Source organism: Methylobacterium sp. Leaf361 (assembly GCF_001424445.1).
Classification (GTDB): Bacteria; Pseudomonadota; Alphaproteobacteria; order Rhizobiales; family Beijerinckiaceae; genus Methylobacterium.
Genome location: NZ_LMPY01000004.1, coordinates 1 through 13,719, shown reverse-complemented (window position 1 = coordinate 13,719; position 13,719 = coordinate 1). Strand labels below are relative to the sequence as shown.

14 protein-coding genes are annotated in these 13,719 nt (G+C 74.6%); 6 read left to right on the top strand and 8 right to left on the bottom strand.

Annotated features, from left to right (window positions below; all coding sequences use genetic code 11):
* The first annotated feature begins 83 nt into the window (after positions 1-83).
* On the top strand, positions 84-878 hold the full coding sequence (locus tag ASG32_RS05095; RefSeq protein WP_042672775.1) for a DUF502 domain-containing protein: 795 nt from the start codon (positions 84-86) through the stop codon (positions 876-878).
* A 326-nt stretch (positions 879-1,204) separates the two neighbouring features.
* Here ASG32_RS05095 and ASG32_RS05090 read toward each other — a convergent pair whose 3' ends face one another.
* Both ASG32_RS05090 and recG read right to left on the bottom strand, forming a co-directional pair.
* Positions 1,205-1,528 (bottom strand): hypothetical protein, encoded by a 324-nt coding sequence (locus tag ASG32_RS05090; protein ID WP_012318646.1) that lies wholly within the window; start codon positions 1,526-1,528, stop codon positions 1,205-1,207.
* 297 nt (positions 1,529-1,825) lie between these two features.
* A complete protein-coding gene (gene recG / locus ASG32_RS05085) occupies positions 1,826-4,045 on the bottom strand; it encodes an ATP-dependent DNA helicase RecG (RefSeq protein ID WP_244491816.1) in 2,220 nt (739 codons plus the stop codon).
* Between the two features lie 98 nt (positions 4,046-4,143).
* Here recG and ASG32_RS05080 point away from each other — a divergent pair, with 98 nt between their 5' ends.
* Both ASG32_RS05080 and ASG32_RS05075 read left to right on the top strand, forming a co-directional pair.
* A complete protein-coding gene (locus ASG32_RS05080; RefSeq protein ID WP_020093273.1) occupies positions 4,144-5,028 on the top strand; it encodes an alpha/beta hydrolase in 885 nt (294 codons plus the stop codon).
* Positions 5,029-5,314: 286 nt separating this feature from the next.
* The gene (locus tag ASG32_RS05075) at positions 5,315-6,529 is read left to right on the top strand and encodes a UbiH/UbiF family hydroxylase (RefSeq protein ID WP_056523250.1); all 1,215 of its coding nucleotides are present in this window, start codon (positions 5,315-5,317) and stop codon (positions 6,527-6,529) included.
* A 176-nt stretch (positions 6,530-6,705) separates the two neighbouring features.
* Here ASG32_RS05075 and ASG32_RS05070 read toward each other — a convergent pair whose 3' ends face one another.
* Entirely contained in the window at positions 6,706-7,050 is a 345-nt protein-coding gene (locus tag ASG32_RS05070; RefSeq protein ID WP_020093275.1) for a hypothetical protein, read from the bottom strand.
* 161 nt (positions 7,051-7,211) lie between these two features.
* Positions 7,212-8,555: an AMP-binding protein gene (locus tag ASG32_RS35565; RefSeq protein WP_280141551.1), complete on the bottom strand. Its 1,344-nt coding sequence runs from the start codon at positions 8,553-8,555 to the stop codon at positions 7,212-7,214.
* Positions 8,556-9,042: 487 nt separating this feature from the next.
* Here ASG32_RS35565 and ASG32_RS05060 point away from each other — a divergent pair, with 487 nt between their 5' ends.
* On the top strand, positions 9,043-9,822 hold the full coding sequence (locus ASG32_RS05060) for an invasion associated locus B family protein (RefSeq protein WP_020093277.1): 780 nt from the start codon (positions 9,043-9,045) through the stop codon (positions 9,820-9,822).
* A gap of 89 nt (positions 9,823-9,911) precedes the next feature.
* Here the strand turns inward: ASG32_RS05060 and ASG32_RS05055 are convergent, their stop codons facing one another.
* The 4 genes from ASG32_RS05055 to ASG32_RS05040 are packed head-to-tail and all read right to left on the bottom strand — an operon-like array spanning position 9,912 to position 12,491.
* Entirely contained in the window at positions 9,912-10,979 is a 1,068-nt protein-coding gene (locus tag ASG32_RS05055) for a DUF4424 domain-containing protein (protein ID WP_244491826.1), read from the bottom strand.
* A gap of 15 nt (positions 10,980-10,994) precedes the next feature.
* The gene (gene hspQ, locus ASG32_RS05050; protein WP_012318638.1) at positions 10,995-11,333 is read right to left on the bottom strand and encodes a heat shock protein HspQ; all 339 of its coding nucleotides are present in this window, start codon (positions 11,331-11,333) and stop codon (positions 10,995-10,997) included.
* Between the two features lie 47 nt (positions 11,334-11,380).
* Positions 11,381-11,758, bottom strand: coding sequence for a hypothetical protein (locus ASG32_RS05045; RefSeq protein ID WP_056523248.1), 378 nt, complete (start codon positions 11,756-11,758; stop codon positions 11,381-11,383).
* A 10-nt stretch (positions 11,759-11,768) separates the two neighbouring features.
* Entirely contained in the window at positions 11,769-12,491 is a 723-nt protein-coding gene (locus ASG32_RS05040) for a DJ-1/PfpI family protein (protein WP_020093280.1), read from the bottom strand.
* Between the two features lie 53 nt (positions 12,492-12,544).
* Between ASG32_RS05040 and ASG32_RS05035 the strand changes: the two genes are divergently transcribed.
* Complete coding sequence (locus ASG32_RS05035; RefSeq protein ID WP_056523245.1) at positions 12,545-13,528, top strand: helix-turn-helix domain-containing protein; 984 nt, start codon at positions 12,545-12,547, stop codon at positions 13,526-13,528.
* Positions 13,529-13,591: 63 nt separating this feature from the next.
* Positions 13,592-13,719, top strand: a 128-nt coding sequence (locus ASG32_RS05030; RefSeq protein ID WP_157861906.1) for a transposase, incomplete at its 3' end; no start/stop codon positions are given.

Below are 13,719 nucleotides of genomic sequence, written 5' to 3'. Positions count from 1 at the left end.
ACAAGCGCAACCGCTACCTCTCTGCCAGCGGGGGACGGCCCCGCAGCGTCATCGCCGCGCGTGGTGCGGCCGAGAGGGCACCCGTGGCGCCGATTCCCCCGCCGATCCAGGTTCCCGAGCCCGACGCCGCGGCGGGCGGCGGCACCCCGAAGACGCGGGTCAGCGCGCGCGGCCGGCTGCGCACCTATTTCCTCACCGGCATCATCGTCGCCGGCCCGCTCGCCATCACGGCCTACATCACGTGGTGGTTCATCGCGCTGATCGATTCGTTCGTGAAGCCGCTGGTCCCGGCGAGCTACCTGCCGGACCACTACCTGCCGTTCTCGATCCCGGGCCTCGGCCTCGTGATCGCGTTCCTGGCGGTGACCCTGCTGGGCTTCCTCACGGCGAACCTCGTCGGACGCTCGGTGATCGAGTTCGGCGAGGTCCTGCTGGCGCGGACCCCCGTGATCTCCGGCCTCTACAAAGGCCTGCGGCAGATCTTCGAGACGCTGTTCTCGGCCAACGGCACCTCGTTCCGCACGGTGGGGCTCGTGGAGTTCCCCGTGAAGGGCACGTGGTCGGTGGTGTTCCTGTCCGCCCCGGCGGCCCACGAGGTCGAGGGGGCGCTGCGGGCCCGGGGGGCGCCGGCGGACGACCTCGTCGGCGTCTTCCTGCCCTGCGCGCCGAACCCGACCACGGGCTTCTTCTTCTACCTGCCGCGCGCGGAGGTGGTGGAGCTCGCCATCAGCGTCGATGACGCCGCCAAGCTGGTGATGTCGGCCGGGGTGATCCAGCCGGAGGACCCACAGGGCCGCCTCAACGCCATGGCGGCCACCCTGCGGACGGCCCAGCAGGCCGGCGGACCGCTGCCCCGCCGGGAGCCGCAGGACGCGTGATGCGGCGCCCGGTCGCCGGCTTCGTCGCCCTCTCGGCGGCCTGAGCCACCCCGTGTCGCGCCACGGTTCAGGACGTCCCGCTGCCCTGGGTCGCTGCGCTGCGCTCGCGATGACGGCAGCGTCGACCGGAACCGTCGAAGCGGGGACGACCTCCGGGTCCGCTCAAGGGGCCGTCCCCGAGGCGCCGGCGCGCGATCCAGGCCTCGTGCGCGCCGAGCTCACCGCTCCTCGGCTTGCGGGAGACCGTGGGATTGGCGGCCATCGTCCACGAGAAAGGCCGTCCCGCGCGCGCGGGACGGCCCTGAAATGATCAGACTGCTATCGGCTCAGCGCTGCAGCGAGGCGGTCTGCGGCGCGATGGTCGGCGGCGTCGCCTGCGCGACCGTCACGGCGCTGCGGGGCGCCGTCGGGCCCCAGCCGGAGGCGCATTGCAGGGTGAGGGCGAGGCCCAGCGCGATGCAGAGCCCGTTGGCGGCCAGCCAGAAGGGCCGGGACGCCCGACGCACGGCGGCCTGCAGCTCGTCCGCGGTCTTGCCCGCCGCCTCGGCGGCGCGATCCGAGATCGGCAGGAGCCAGGGCTCGGTCGGCAGGGCGTGGGCACCGGCCATCTCGTGGGAGCCCGGCAGGCCTTGGAACAGTCCGTTCGACATGTCCGTCCTCCAGATTCGTCCGTGATGTCCCGGCTTACCGGGCCATTCGTTCATCTCCAGTTAAGGGAAGAATATGGCTGATGCAAGGTCACGAGGCCTGTCCGGAGCCTCCCGGACCGCCCGTACGGCGCCGCCAAGCTTCCGCGCGATCCCGTCAAACTCCTGAAACGAAACACTTTTTCAGAGAGCCTGTGACATCGGCGCTTCGGAGTACCGATCCGGTCGCGCGGCGGCGATTCCGGATCCGGCCGTTCAGGAAGGCCGGACTTTCCTGAACGAATCCGTTCAGGAAACCGTTCATCCGGCCCCGATCAGCCGGATGGCGGCCTCCCGCTCGAACAGGTAGAGCAGCACCCGCAGCGCCTGTCCCCGCGGGCTCTTGAGGCCGGGATCGCGCTCCACGATCATCCGCGCGTCGTCGCGGGCGGCCTCCAGCAGGGCGGCGTCGCTCTCCAGCCGCGCCAGCCGGAACGCCGCCATGCCGGATTGGCGGGTGCCGAGCACCTCGCCCTCGCCGCGCAGCTTCAGGTCGGCCTCGGCGATGCGGAAGCCGTCCTCGCTCGCGCGCATCATCTCCAGCCGGGCCCGGGACACCTGCCCGAGGGGCCCCCGGTAGAGCAGCAGGCACGAGGAGGCCTTCGAGCCGCGCCCGACCCGGCCGCGGAGCTGGTGCAGCTGCGCCAGCCCGAAGCGCTCCGCGTGCTCGATCACCATGATGGTGGCCTCGGGCACGTCGACCCCGACCTCCACCACCGTGGTCGAGACCAGGAGCTCGGTCTCCCCGGCGGCGAACCGCGCCATGGCGGCGTCCTTCTCGGGGCCGGGCATCTTGCCGTGGATCAGCCCGACCGCGTCGCCGAAGTGCTTCCGCAGATCGTCGAAGCGCTCGGCCGCGGCGGCGAGGTCGACGAACTCCGATTCCTCCACCAGGGGGCAGATCCAGTAGACCCGCTCGCCCCCGGCGATCGCCCGGGCGAGGCCGGCCACGACCTCGTCGATCCGCTCGGTCGGCAGCGTGATCGTCCGGATCGGCTGGCGGCCGGCGGGCTTCTCGTCGAGGATCGAGACGTCCATGTCGCCGAAGAAGGTCAGCGCCAGGGTGCGGGGGATCGGCGTCGCGGTCATGACCAGGAAGTCCACCGCCTCGCCCTTGGCGCCGAGCGCGAGGCGCTGGTGGACGCCGAACCGGTGCTGCTCGTCCACCACCGCGAGGCCGAGGTCGCGGAACGTCACCGCCTCCTGGAACAGGGCGTGGGTGCCGACGAGGATATCGATCTCGCCCGCGGCGAGGTCGGCGAGCGTGCTTTTCCGCTCCGCGGCCCGGTCGCGGCCGGTCATCAGGCGCAGGCGCAGGGGACCGGCCAGCGGTCTCAGCCGCTCGAAATGCTGCCGCGCCAGGATCTCGGTGGGCGCCATCAGGGCGGCCTGACGCCCGGCCTCGACCGCCGAGGCCATGGCGAGCAGGGCCACCGCGGTCTTGCCCGAGCCGACATCGCCCTGGAGCAGGCGCAGCATCCGCCGGGGCGCCGCGAGGTCGGCGCGGATCTCCGCCACCGCCCGGCCCTGCGCGCCGGTCAGCGCGAAGGGGAGGGCGGCCTCGAGGCGCCCGCTCAGGGCGCCGTCGCCGGCATTGACGCGGCCGGCCTTGCGCCGCTGGCGGGCGCGCAGGAGCGCCAGCGCCAGCTGCGAGGCGAGGAGCTCGTCGTAGGCGAGCCGCTTCCGGGACGGCGTCGCGGGCGGCGGCTGGAGCGGGTCCTCGGCCTTCGGGGGCGCCTCCTCGGGGCGATGCTCGAGGCGGAGCGCGTCCGCGAAGGCGGGCAGGCGGCTCCGCTCCAGCCAGGCCGAATCCTGCCATTCCGGCAGGACCGGCAGCCGGTCGAGGGCCGCGACCGCGAGCTTGTTGATCGCCCGGGAGGTCAGCCCCTCGGTGGCGCCGTAGACCGGCTCGACGGCGGGGAGTTCCGCGAGGCCCGCCTCGTCCACGATCCGCGACGGGTGGACCATCTGGCGGGTGCCGTCCCAGAGGTCGATCCGGCCGGTGATGTAGCGGTGCGCCCCGAGCGGCAGCATCTTCTCCACCCGGGCGCGGGGCATGCCGAAGAAGACCAGGGAGATGTCGCCGGAGGCATCCTCCACCAGCACCCGGTGCGGGCGCCGGCCGGGCCCGGCCTGGGCCGGCCGGTGCGCCACCACGGTGACGCCGATCGTCACCGGCTCGCCGGTGGGGGCCTCGCTGATCGAGCCCATGAGCTTCCGCGCCACGCCGCCCTGGGGCAGGTGGAACAGCAGGTCCACGACCCGGGCCTCGCGCTCGGGGGTGCCGAGCAGCTTCTCGATGAGCGGCGCCATCTTCGGCCCGATCCCCGGCAGGGCGCGGGCCGGAGCGAAGAGCGGGTCGAGGATGCTCGGCCGCAGGGGCGGGGCGACGGCAGGCGCGGGGGCGGCCTCCGCCGCCGGCGCCTCGGCCGCGTCGGAATCCTTCAAGGCCGGGTCCTGAGTCGCGCGTGCATCTGTCATGGCGGTTCGGCGGACATGGTGCCGGAGGCGCCTTATCATCCGGTGCATCCCGGCGCGCCAGTGCGGCCGAGTGGAGACCGAACCCGGAGACCGAATCCATGGCCCGCGACTTCCTGCCGGGTTTCGACCGGCACCGGATCGAGACCGCGCCCGGCGTGACGATCAACGCCCGCTCGGCCGGGTCCGGGCCGCCGGTGCTGCTCCTGCACGGCCACCCGCAGACCCTGTCGACGTGGCTCCACGTCGCGCCGCGCCTCGCCGAGCGGCACGCCGTGGTGGCGATGGACCTGCGCGGCTACGGCGATTCGGCCAAGCCCCCGGGCGGCGAGCGCCACGTCGCCTATTCCAAGCGCGCCATGGCGGCCGACGCGGTGGCGGTGATGCGGGCGCTCGGCCACGAAAGGTTCGCGGTGGTCGGCCACGATCGGGGCGGGCGCGTCGCCCACCGCCTCGCCCTGGATCATGCGCAGGCCGTGGAGCGGATCGCCGTGTTCGACATCGCGCCGACCGCGACCATGTACGCGCGCACCGACAAGGATTTCGCCACACGCTATTTCTGGTGGTTCTTCTTCATCCAGCCCTATCCCCTCCCGGAGACGCTGATCGGGGCCGATCCGGAATACTTCCTGCGCCACCACGTCGAGGGCCAGTCGAAGACCCCCGGCTCGACCCCGCCCGAGCTCTTCGCCGAGTACCTGCGCTGCTATTCCGACCCGGCCTGCCGCCACGCGATCTGCGAGGATTACCGGGCGGCCGCCGGGATCGACCTGGAGCACGACGCGGCCGATGCCGAGGCCCGGATCACCGCGCCGCTGCTGGCGCTCTGGGGCGCGAAGGGCGTGGTCGGCCGGACCTACGACGTGCTGGAGACGTGGCGCGAGAAGGCGACCGACGTATCGGGCCGGGCGCTGGATTGCGGCCACACCCTCCAGGAGGAGCGGCCGGACACGGTTGTCTCGGAGCTTGCGGCGTTCCTGGGTTGACGGACTGCGGCGCCGTGGCCCCGCGTCGCCGGTCTTGGCAGATCCGCTGAAAAGCGCAGATACGAGACGTGCCGGGCTCGCGAACAGCGTCCCCGGTTGATGGATTCGACACCTCCGTCCTTGCGAGCGGAGCGAAGCGACCCAGGGTGGCACCACGCTTCCTGACGTCCCGCTGCCCCGGGTCGCTTCGCTCCGCTCCCGATGACGGGGCCGCGCATCAACCGGAACCTTGGGAAGCCCGACGCCACACTGTCCCGAGTGGGACGCGTCGATCGTGCAGGACACCATGCCGGAGGACACCAACACCGTCTTCGAGGTCGCCGTGGTCGGGGCCGGGGCCGCGGGGCTCGCCGCCGCGCTGGCGGTCGCCCGCGAAGGGATCCCCACGGCGCTGGTCGGGCGCCACGCCCCGGTGGCGGACGGACGGACCGTCGCGCTCCTCGACGGGTCGGTGCGCTTCCTGGACGCGCTCGGCGCCTGGGAGGCGGTGGCGCCGCACGCGAGCCCGCTCTGCACGCTGCAGATCGTCGACGACACCGGCAGCCTGTTCCGGCCGCCGCCGGCGCGGTTCCGCGCCGCCGAGATCGGCCTCGACGCCTTCGGGTGGAACGTCGAGAGCGCCCGCTTGGTCGAGAGCCTGCGCGCCCGCGCCCGGGCGCAGGACAACCTCACCCTGGTCGAGGCGGACGCCGCCGGCGCCGTGCCCGGCGAGGCGGCGGCCCGCGTCGCGCTGGCGGACGAGCGTGCCGTCGAGGCCCGGCTCGTGGTGGGGGCCGACGGGGCCCGCTCGCCGCTGCGGGCCGCCAGCGGCGTCCGCGTGCGCGACTGGACCTACCCGCAGAGCGCCATCACCACGATCCTGGCCCACGCGCGCCCGCACCGCGACGTCTCCACCGAGTTCCACACCCGGTCGGGGCCGTTCACCCTGGTGCCGCTGCCGGGCGGCCACCGGTCCAGCCTCGTCTGGGTGACCGGGGAGGGGGCGGCCCGGCGGCTCGCCGCCCTCGACGACGCGGCGCTGGGGCAGGCGGTGGAGCGGCAGGCCCGGGCGATGCTCGGCGCCATGCGGGTCGACGGCCCCCGCGGCCTCGTGCCGATGCGCGGCCTCGCGGTGGCGACCCCCGTGGCCCCGCGGCTGGCGCTGATCGGGGAGGCGGCCCACGTCTTCCCGCCGATCGGCGCGCAGGGGCTCAATCTCGGCCTGCGCGACGCCGCGACCCTGCGCGACGCGGTGCTGGCCGCCGTCCGCGACCGCCGCGATCCCGGCTCCCGCGCCGTGCTCGACGGCTACGCGCGGGCGCGCCGCGTCGACACGGCCGCGCGCACCGCCGCGGTCGATCTCCTCAACCGCAGCCTGCTCACCGACCTGCTGCCGGTCGACGCGCTGCGCGGTCTCGGCCTGCTGGCGATGACGCAGCTCGGACCGCTGCGGCGCCTGGTGATGCGGGAGGGCGTGCTGCCCCGGATCGGCGCGCCGGAGCTGATGCGCGCGGCGCGCTAGGACCGCTCCCGATCGTTCGCGCCAGCGGCGCCCCCTTTCCCGCGCGGGAGAGGGGACCCGCGCCTCGTGCGGCACCGGCAGTGACAGGGAGCGGTCGGACGGCGTGTCCCGGAGGCGGCCTCAGTCCCGGCGCGAGCGCCCGGACGCCGCGACCTCGGCGCGCGCCGGAGGGGGCCTCAGAGATCCGGCTGGGCGGCGACGTAGGCGCCGAGCCGGGTCGCGAGATCGACCGGGCCGCCGCCTCGGGCCTCGCCCGAATCACCGATGAGGATCACCGGGATGCCGCGCTCGCGCAGCTGGCCGCGGAGGCGGGCCGCGCGGCGGGCGTAGGCGGGATTCCGGCGGGTGGGCGCCTGGAGCAGCACGGCCGCCGGACGGGCGATCACGGTCAGGACGTCGTCGGCCGCCTCCATCGAGGCGGTCACGCTCGCGTATCCGAGGCTGGCCAGCTCGCCCGAGAGGGACCGGTCCACGGCGCGGACGCCGTCGTCGACCACGAGCACTTGTTGCAGCGCACCCATAAGCTTGAGCGGTACTCCATCCCGGACGGCTTGGAAAGATAGCCGTCACGACAATCCGATGCAGAACCCGCGAAGAGGCGGATCGGATCCGTCGGTTCGTGTGCAGATGCGAGATTATCCGCGCCGCCTGAGTGCCGGATGAACCGGCGATCGTCCGCCGTTCAGGCGGAGGGGACGGTCGCGACGGTGGCGGCGATCGCCGCGACCGCCCCGTTCGCGCGCCCGTCCGCGCGCCCGTCCGCGCGGAGCGGGCGGAAGCCCGTGCTTCGCCACGCCAGGGGGTCCGTCGCCGGGATCGCGCCGCGGGTGAGCGGGGAGGCCGCGCAGGCCGCCCCCCGGCAGGCGAGGTCGCCGTCGGCGCCGGCGGCGAGGTCCAGGAGATCGCGGGGCAGGAAGGCCTGCCCGGGCTCGGCCAGGGTCGCGGCGAGGTCGTCCGGGCCGGGGCGGGTCAGCACGAGCGCCTCACCCAGGACCAGCGAATCGAGGCGCTGCGGGCCCGCGGGCCCGGCGCCCCGCGGGGTCAGCCGGGCGGGCGCGCGGTGGACCACGTCGAGGACCCGGACGGTCCAGGGCAGCGGCAGGGCGGCGAGGGCCGATTCGACCCGCGCCGGGACCACCAGCCGGGTCGGAACCGGCCGCAGCAGGGCGGCGCGGAACCCGGTCTCGTCGAAGGGCAGCACGGTCTCCAGGCCGGCGCCGGCCGCCAGGGCGGTGCCCAGGCCGGTCACGAGGCCGCGCAGGTCGTGGCCGGGCAGGAGCGTCAGGACCCGCTCGTCCGCGGTCAGGGGCAGCGCGTCGAGATGGGCGGCGACCGCCGCCGCCAGCGCCGCGGCGGTGCGGTAGACCGGCCGGCCGGGATCGCCGCCCGCGAAGGTGACGAGGCCGCGGCCCGGCGCCGGCTCGACCACGCCCCGCTCCAGGGCCATCGCGTCGAGGCTGATCACGCCGTCCGGCACGCTCGGGCCGAAGGCCGCGAGGTAGCGCAGGGCGAAATGGCGCATGGCCGCGCGGGTGAGGTCCTCGGCGGGCCGGCGCGCGCCGCGGCGGCCCTCCGTCAGCACGGCCACGAGGCCCGCGGCCTCGATCCCGGCGGAGAGCTCCGCCTCGTCCCAGAGGGCGGGCATCGCGCAGGGCAGGTGGCCGGCCGCCTCGACGGCGAGGTGGGCGAGGGCCGATTCGGCACCGCCCGAATACCACAGCCCGATCCGGCTGCCGGCCGGGAGCCGCCACGCGGCGATCCCGCGGGCGAGCCGCCCGACGATCTCGGCGGCGGCCGCGTAGGTCCAGGTGATGGACGGGCGCCCGCACCACGCGACCCGGTCCCCCGAATCACGCAGGAGGGTGCGCTGCGGGCCCGCCAGGGCGGCGGCGAACAGGCGGGTCGCGAGACCGTCGGACAGGCGTCCGGACAGGACTCCGGACAGGCCGTCGGGCGCATCCTCGGATCGCGCGGACGCGTCCGGTGCGGCGTCTTCCGCCCACTCCGCCACCGCCAACGCGCTCAAACCCGCCGCCCCCGCCGATCCTGCAGAACGCCTATCATCTCGGCCCGACAGGGTTAACCGACCGCTAAGAGCGGCCGCGCCGCTGGACGCCGCCGATCGCTGCCGGAGGGCGTCCGGAAGGCCTTCGGCGGCGTCCGGCGGCGCGGCCCGATCACGCGCTCGTGCCTCGCGGCCGCGCAACGTCGCGCTTGCGGCCGGGCGGATGGGAGCCTATCGGGGGCCGGGCGCGGTCGGGACGGTTCCGACAGCTTCCCCAGCCGCGGTGTCATGCCTTCGCCTCATTCGAGGGGAAAGGCAGGCCGCCCGGTCGCCGGGGAGAGGGATGCGCGCAGACGGCGCCCGTCCCGCCCGATGGCCGGACCGATTCATCCGGAGTTCCGGGCGGCGCGCCAACGCGGCGGGCAGCCGGACGCTCCGGCGGACCTGCCGCCAGGCCGGCTCCGCATCCTGCCAGCCACACCACGTCTCTTCCAAGGGGTCAGAGCCGATGTCCTTCACCCGCACCGCGACGCTCGCCCGCGCCGCCCTCCTCGGCCTCGCGGGCCTCGGCCTCGCGGCCGCGCCGGCCCTGGCGCAGCCGAAGAAGCCCGCCGCGCCCGCGCCGGCCGCCCCGGCGCCGACCGCCCCGGGCACCCCCGCGGCCAACACCCCGGCCGCCCAGACGGGCCCGCAGATCGTCGCGGTGAAGTCCGAGCCGAGCCAGGCCGACTGGACCAAGGTCTGCGGCAAAGACCAGGGTTCGGGCACCGACATCTGCTACACGACCCGCGACTTCGTGTCCGACCAGGGCCAGCCGGTGCTGGCCGTGGCGGTCTACGAGATGAAGAACGCCGCCCAGAAGCAGGAGGTGCGCGTGGTGCGCTACCTGCTGCCGCTCGGCCTGCTGCTGCAGCCGGGCATCCGCTTCAGCGTCGACGGCCAGGCGGCGACCGCCGGCCGCTTCGCGGTCTGCTTCCCGAACGGCTGCTTCGCCGAGGCCGGCGGCGTCGATGCCGGCGTGATCGCCGCGATGAAGAAGGGCACGACCCTGAACGTCTCGGTCCAGAACCAGACCCAGCGCGAGGTCACCTTCGCGGTGCCGCTGGCCGGCTTCGGCAAGGCCTTCGACGGCCCGGCCATCGACCCGAAGGTCCTCGAGGAACAGCAGAAGAAGCTCCAGGCGGAGCTGGAGAAGCGCTCCGAGGATATGCGCAAGAAGCTCGAGCAGCAGCAGGGCGCCGCCCCGGCCGCCGGCGCGGCTCCGGCGCCGGCCCCGGCCGCCAAGTAAGCGCCATCGACCCGCCGCGCGGCGGGTCCGTACCGGGGGCCGGGCCGCGAGGTCCGGCCCTTCGCGTTCGAGCCGCCCGGCGACGGGACCTAACGCGTCCCCGGGGTCGCCGAAGCCGGCTGGACGATCAGCACGCGCAGGTCCTGGTCGGGCACGTAGTCCCGGGCCTCCCAGCGGAACGTGGTCGGCCCGGTCTTCCGGATGTCCGTGCGGCAGAAGCTGACGACCGCCTCCGGGCTGCCCTTGTCGACCGTCAGGGTGAAGCGCCCGATCGGCGCGGCCCAGTTGCGCGCCGTGGTGACGATGTAGGGCACCACGGTCGCCCGCAGGGTGCCGCCGGGATCCGGCGCCTTCGCGTGCAGGCGCCGGATCGCCGCGAGCCCCGCCTCGTCCAGGCAGTAGGCCGCCCGGGATGCCGCCCGGGATGCCGCCTTCGGGTCGAGCAGGTGGAAACCGGTCACCGGCGCGTAGCTGTGCGCGATGCGGACCTCCTGCCCGGGCGGGAAGGTCTGGAGCCAGTGGAACTTGGCCTCGCCGCGCCACAACCCCTCGGTCATCCGGTCCGGCGTGTCGGGGACGTCGGGGAAGAGCCCGGCCTTGACCAGCGCGGCCCATTCGGGCGCGCCGATCCGCTTGGCCGCCGCGCTGATCGCCTCGAAGCGCAGCGGGTTCAGCGGCAGGCCGTGACGGCGCAGCAGGTCCGTCACCTCGCGCTCGCCCACGAAGGCGCGCTCCTCCAGCTCGGGCTCGAGGGGCTTGCCGTCCACCGTGACGGTGAAGCCGACGAAGTTCGGGCTGTCGGGCCGGGGCAGCGTCAGGGCCGAGAAGCTGAGTTCCCGCCCGTCGATCGGCGGCAGCGGGAAGGCGATCCGGACCGTGCGCGCCTCCTGAACCTGATTGCGGAACAGGTAGGACACGTCGATCCGGTCGCGGGCGATCGACAGGTCCTCGCTCACCAGCACGATCCCGGGCTCGCGCCGCAGGACGAGGCCGCCGGCATCGAGTTCGGCCGCGCTGTCGTTGGCGCGCGCCGTGCCCGTGAGCAGGCCAGCGCGCAGGAACGCGGCGGCGAAGCGGGGTTTGGCGACTATCGGGCGGGCTCGTCCGACGGCACGGGCCGTCGCGGCAGACGAGCGCCCGCCGCTTGCCAGGACCATCACGGACCGGGCGCCTCAGTTCGTGGCGCGGTCGCGCATCCGGTACGCGCCGGCGGCGTCGCGCTCGAACATCTCGGCGATGCCGGCGTGGCGCAGGGCCTCGCCCGACGTGTCGGGCAGGAGGTTCTGTTCCGACACGTAGGCCACGTACTCGGTCTCGGCGTTCTCGGCGAGCAGGTGGTAGAACGGCTGGTCCTTGCGCGGCCGGACCTCCTCGGGGATCGACAGCCACCACTCCTCGGTGTTGTCGAACACCGGGTCGACGTCGAACACGACGCCCCGGAACGGGTAGATCCGGTGGCGCACCACGGCGCCGATCGCGAATTTCGCGGTTCTCAGTGTTACGTCCGACATGGTTCAACCCGTCCAGATCGGACAGATAGGTCCGATGACGGATCGTGTCACCCGGTCGCCGCGGAAGTCGGCGTTTCCGCGGCGCGGGCCAAGCGGTCCCGGACGGCGATCGCCTCCGGCAGCGGCCGCCACGGGACGGTCATCTCGGCGATGCGCCCGGCCGCGTCGAGGCGCCGCTCATCCATCCCGTCGAGCCGGTGCGGGCCGGCCGCCGCGCCGACGAAGGCGGCGGCGTGCACGGGGCCTTCCAGGATCGCGCGGCTCTCGAAGGCGTCGACCACCGGCCGGATCGCCGCCGTCCCGCGCACGGGCTCGGCGGCGAGCGGGGTGTTGAGCACGCCCCCCTCGGCCATCTGCGCCAGCATGGCGTCCCGGTCCTTCGCCGCCAGGACGGCCGCGAAGGCGCGAACGCGGGTCAGGTCCATCGGAGGTCTCCTACGGGATCCGGATGCCGAGCTCGGTCGCGATCGCCCGGGCCGTGGCCTCGCGCCGGGCCGTGATGTCGGCCGCCGCCGCCCGCACCCGCGCCACGGTGTCCGGGGAGGCCGTGTGGGGCGTGCCGCTGTCGAAAGGGGGCTCGGGGGCGTACTGGATGCCGAGCTGGATGGTCCGGGCGGCCTCCTCGCCGCGCAGCGCGGCGGCGAGCTGCAGCGCCCCGTCGATGCCCGCGGTGACGCCGGCCGCGAACACCCAGGTGCGCCCGTCCGCGTCGCGGTCGATCACCACGCGCGCGTCCACCGGCTCGGCGCCGAAGAACGGCAGCAGGTGCACGGCGTTCCAGTAGGTCGTGGCCCGCCGCCCGACCAGCAGGCCGGCCGCGCCGAGGATCAGGGCGCCGGTGCAGACCGAGAGGACGTGGCCGGCCCCGGCCGCCTGGTCGCGGATCCAGCCGAGCACGGCCGGGTCCCGCATCAGGGCCTCCTGGCCCGTGCCGCCCGGGACGTGCAGCACGTCGAGCCGCGGGGCTTCCGCGAGCGTGGCATCCGGCAGCATCCGGAGGCCGCGGACGTCGCGGACGGGCTCCGGGCCCGGCGCGTAGACCCGGTAGGTGCTGTTGGGCACCCGGGACAGGACCTCGAACGGGCCGGTGAGGTCGATCTGGTCCAGCCCCTCGAACAGGAGCGAGCCGATTTGCAGGTGGGTGTCGGGCGGGATCATGCCGGGCCTCCGTGGTGGACAGGGTGATCCTAGCGCGTCAGGATCTGGCCGAAATGCCAAAGAGCCCTCGTTTCTCGCCAGATCCGCCGCGCCCGGTCGAGGTGCTGGCCTTCCCGTCGGTGCAGCTCCTCGACGTGGCCGGGCCGCTCCAGGTCTTCGCCACCGCCAACGAGCACGGCGGCGCCGGGATGCCCTACGCGCCGCGGGTGATCGCGGCCGGCGACCCGGGGCTCACCGCCTCGGCGGGCCTGCGGCTGGTCGCCGACCCATTGCCGGAACCCGAAGCGCCGGTGGACACGCTGGTGATCGCGGGCGGCCCCGGCGTCGTCGCGGCCTGCGACGACGCCGCCCTGGTGGCCTGGGTGCGGGCCCGGGCGGGCCGGGCCCGCCGGGTCGCTTCGGTCTGCACCGGCGCGTTCCTGCTCGGGGCGGCGGGGCTCCTCGACGGGCGGCGGGCCGTGACCCACTGGAAGCATTGCGGGGCGCTCGCCGCCCGCTACCGGCGCGCCCGGATCGAGCCCGACCCGATCTTCGTGCGCGACGGCCCGGTCTGGTCCTCGGCGGGGGTGACGGCGGGGATCGACCTGGCCCTGGCGCTGGTCGAGGAGGATCTCGGCCGCGCGACCGCGCTGACGGTGGCGCGCCACCTCGTGATGTTCCTCAAGCGCCCCGGCGGGCAGGCGCAGTTCAGCGCGGCGCTGGCGCTGCAGGCGGGCGAGGAGCGGTTCGGGCGGCTCCACGCCTACATCGCCGACAACCTGTCCGGCGACCTGTCGCTGCCGGCGCTGGCCGCGGCGGCCGGGATGAGCGCGCGCAGCCTGAGCCGGCACTATCACGCGGCGACCGGTCTGACCCCGGCCAGGGCCGTGGAGCGCCTGCGGGTGGAGGCGGCGCGGCGCGCGCTGGCCGAGACGGCGCAACCGGTCAAGCGCGTCGCCCGGACCTGCGGCTTCGGCTCCGAGGAGACGATGCGGCGCAGCATCCTGCGGCACGTCGCGGCGACACCGCAGGAGTACCGGGCGCGGTTCGGCGGGTGAGGGGGGACTAGGGCGTCTCTGCAAAGGGTTCACAGGCCGCGGGATCGGCCCCATGTGGGCCTGATGCGACGCTTTGAACTGACTGACGCGCAGTGGGAGCAGATCGCCCCGCTGCTGCCTGCGCAGAAGCCGCGCACGGGCCGGCCCGCCGAGGATCACCGCCAAGTGCTCAACGGCATGCTCTGGATCCT